Origin of the sequence: Streptomyces wedmorensis (assembly GCF_000716445.1) — a bacterium.
GTDB classification, from domain to species: Bacteria; Actinomycetota; Actinomycetes; order Streptomycetales; family Streptomycetaceae; genus Streptomyces; species Streptomyces wedmorensis.
The window spans coordinates 1-1,732 of the sequence record NZ_JNWK01000139.1 but is presented as its reverse complement, the minus strand read 5'-3'; the positions used below and the strand labels follow the sequence as shown (position 1 = coordinate 1,732).

General features: G+C 74.7%; 1 protein-coding gene. It reads left to right on the top strand.

The window, feature by feature from the left end:
* Nucleotides 1-16: 16 nt before the first annotated feature.
* Nucleotides 17-1,732 (top strand): condensation domain-containing protein (locus tag OO54_RS40775; RefSeq protein ID WP_245236758.1); only part of this gene is annotated, 1,716 nt, incomplete at its 3' end.

Below are 1,732 nucleotides of genomic sequence, written 5' to 3'. Positions count from 1 at the left end.
GGTGGAGCGGCACGAGGTGCTGCGGACGGTGTACCCGGCCGTGGACGGGGAGCCGTACCAGGAGATCACGACGGACCCGGCGGTACCGGTGGAGGTCGTGCGCTGCGCGGCCGACGACGTGGAGGAGCGGGCGACCGCGTTCGCCCGCCTCCCTCTCGACATCACCGGCGAACCGCCCCTGCGCGTCCGCCTCTTCGAGCTCGACGACGACAGCGCCGGAGGTTCCGTCCTGGTGCTGTCCGTGCACCACATCGCCACCGACGGCTGGTCCGTGGGCTGCCTGCTCCGCGACCTCGACACCGCCTGCACGGCCCGAGCCGAGGGCCGGGCACCCGAGTGGGAGCCGCTGCCGGTCCAGTACGCCGACTACGCCCTCTGGCAGCACGACATGCTCGGCGACCCCGCCGACCCCGACAGCACCGCACACGAGCAGCTCGCCCACTGGCGCAAGGCGCTGGACGGCATCCCCGCCGAGACCCGGCTCCCCGCCGACCGCCCCCGCACCGCCGAACCGGCCCACACGGGCGCCGCGGTGACGGCGGACCTCGACGCCACCGTCCACCGGGCGCTGGCCGGTGTCGCCAAGGAGCGGCGGGCCACCTTCTTCACGGTCGTCCGGACCGCGCTCGCCCTCGCGCTGCGGGCCGCCGGCGCCGGATCCGACCTCGTCGTCGGCACGCCCGTCGCGGGCCGCCCCGAGGAGGACCTGCACGACCTCGTCGGCTTCTTCGTCAACACCCTCGCCCTGCGCACCGACCTGTCCGGCGACCCCACCCTCGGCGAGCTGCTCGCCCGGGTCCGGGACGCCGACCTCGCCGCCCTCGCCCACGAGGACCTGCCCTTCGACCTCCTCGTCGAGGACCTCAACCCCGAGCGCTCCCTCGGCCGTCACCCCTTCTTCCAGGTCATGGTCAGTGCCCAGACCCGACAGGAGAAGGACCTGAGTCTCGGCGGCATCCCCGCCACCCTCGTGGAAGCCGACCTGGCCACCGCCAAGTTCGACCTCAGCTTCCACTGCCTGGAGCGCAGCGACGCCACCGGAGACCCCGGCGGGCTCACACTCGTGCTCCAGTACGCCACCGAGCGGTACGACGAGCCCACCGCCCACCTCCTCCTCGGCCTCTTCGGGCGCGCGCTCATCACGCTCGCCGAGCGGCCGGAGCACACCCGGCTGAGCGACATCACGCTGCCGACCGAGGAAGAGCGCGCGGGACTCGACCGCCGGCATCAGGCCCTGGCCGACGCCGCCACCACGGCGAAGGCCAGGGCGGAGGCCGAAGCCGCGGCCGACGCCCGCCGCACGGGGGGCGACGGCGGCCGGGCGAGGAACGCCGGACCCCGGACCGCGGACCCCCGGGAGGAGATCCTGCGCGGCCTGTTCGCCGAGGCCCTGGGGCGGGACGAGGTCCTGGCGGGGGACAACTTCTTCAAGCTGGGCGGACATTCGCTGCTCGCGGGCAAGCTGACCAACCGCATCAGGAGTGCGCTCGGGCTCCAGGCCGCCATCAAGGACGTCTTCCTGGCGCCGACACCGGGGCAGCTGCTGCGCCGGCTCGACGAGCGAGGCGACGGTCCCGCCCGGCCGGTCCTCCGCCCCGTGCCGCAGGAGGCGCGCCCCGCCCGCATCCCGCTCTCCTACGCCCAGCGACGCCTGTGGTTCCTGAACCGCCTGGAGGGTTCCTCGGCGGCCTACAACGCACCGGTCGTCATCCGGCTCGCCGGGCGGCCCGCG